We start from the raw sequence: 1,730 nt of genomic DNA on the forward strand, positions 1-1,730 counted from the left end.
AGATAGGAGATGAATTCTTTATCAAGTTACAAAACAAATTTCCCAAATTAACCGAAAACGATTTGAAACTTTGTGGTTTGATTCGTTTAAAATTGACCACTAAACAAATTTCTATCGTTAAGTCGATAACACCAGATTCTGTGAAAGTATCCAAACACAGATTAAGTAAGAAATTAGGCGTGGAAAAAGGAACTGTACTCTACGAATTCTTGAAAGAACTGTAGTTTTTTTAATCATTTATTTTCATTTTTAACTCAGTATGGGTTTTGTAATGTGTTGTTTGTCAATGTTGTTTACCCTATGTTTACCCATGTTTACTTCAGGGAAATGAAAGTCATAATATATTTGTGTCGCTATTTGAAACTACTGCTTAGAGAAAACGCTAAGTAGGTTAAAATATGAAACACACTATATTGAGTTATTGCATGAAGGTAATGACCTATACCCCTTAAGTTGATTTCTACAATAGGCAATTTGCTGTTGCGATTGCTACGTGTATTTCATATGGATTTTTAACTCGTAAAAAAGAATTAGTGACAACTAAACTTTGTGCGTTGGTCGCTATGTTAAAACCATAAATATGAAAAGAATAATTACCAGTGTGTTTGCCTGTTTAACCTTAGGGGCTTTCGCACAAAACACTGCTCTTAATTTTGATGGAGTAGATGATTATGTTAAAACGTCTAATGCGGGTATTTCAGGAGATGGTGCTAGAACCATAGAGGCCTGGATTAATACTACGAACAATAGTTTACCTGGTGGACAAGGAGGAAACGGACAAGCTGTTATTGTTGACTGGGGACAGTATGGAGGTTCTTCTTACTATAACGGAAAGAGGTTTACTTTTAATACTTTGTTTAACAATTCTATCCGTGTCGAGGTTGCAGGTTCGGGACTTTCAGCAACTACACCAGTAAATGATGGTCAGTGGCACCACGTTGCGTGTACTTTTGATCCTAACGACAACGACACTGTACGTTTGTTTATCGATGGTGTTGAAGATGCAAAAGGTAGAATTACTATTGTAAATACTGGAACTACACATGCTATTACTATTGGAAAAAGAATAGATGATGTATCTTATTTCTCTGGAGACATCGATGAAGTTAAAGTATGGGATTTTGCAAAAACAGAAGCAGAAATTGCTGCAGGTATGAATGCAGAAGAATGTTCACAATCTACTTCAGGCTTAGTAGCATATTTTCCATTAAATGAAGGTGTTGCTGGAAATGATAATTCAGGTGTTTCAACAATTTTTGACCTTTCTACAAACGAAGGACATAGTACTGATTTTAGTTTAGATCTTACTACAAGTGCTTCTAACTATGTTACTGGTCCAGCAATTACAGCAGGTATGGAGATAGACGTAACATCAGCAACAAGTTGTGGTGATTATGTTTGGTCTGCAGACAATGCAACGTATACAACTTCAGGTGTATATAAGGTTGTTTTATCAAATACGTCGGGATGTGACTCTATTGTTTCTCTTGATTTAACTGTTTTAGGAGCAGATGCTACAACAGAAACGGTTACAGCTTGTAATACCTATACATGGGCTACCAATGGACAGACTTACACAACTTCTGGACAGTACACGGCTAACCTAACAAACATCAACGGATGTGATTCTATCGTTACATTAGACCTTACCATTGGAGTACCTACTTCTGGTACAGACGTAATAACGGCTTGTGATTCTTACACATGGATAGATGGAGTTACGTATACTG

At 36.1% G+C, this 1,730-nt stretch carries 2 protein-coding genes; both read left to right on the top strand.

The window, feature by feature from the left end:
- Positions 1-224: hypothetical protein (locus R3333_RS14480; protein WP_318959471.1), on the top strand; the 224-nt coding region annotated here is incomplete at its 5' end.
- Between the two features lie 356 nt (positions 225-580).
- A partial coding sequence (locus R3333_RS14485; RefSeq protein WP_318959472.1) for a LamG domain-containing protein occupies positions 581-1,730 on the top strand: 1,150 nt, incomplete at its 3' end.

Source organism: Lishizhenia sp. (assembly GCF_033720595.1).
In the GTDB taxonomy this organism is placed as follows: Bacteria; Bacteroidota; Bacteroidia; order Flavobacteriales_D; family Crocinitomicaceae; genus Lishizhenia.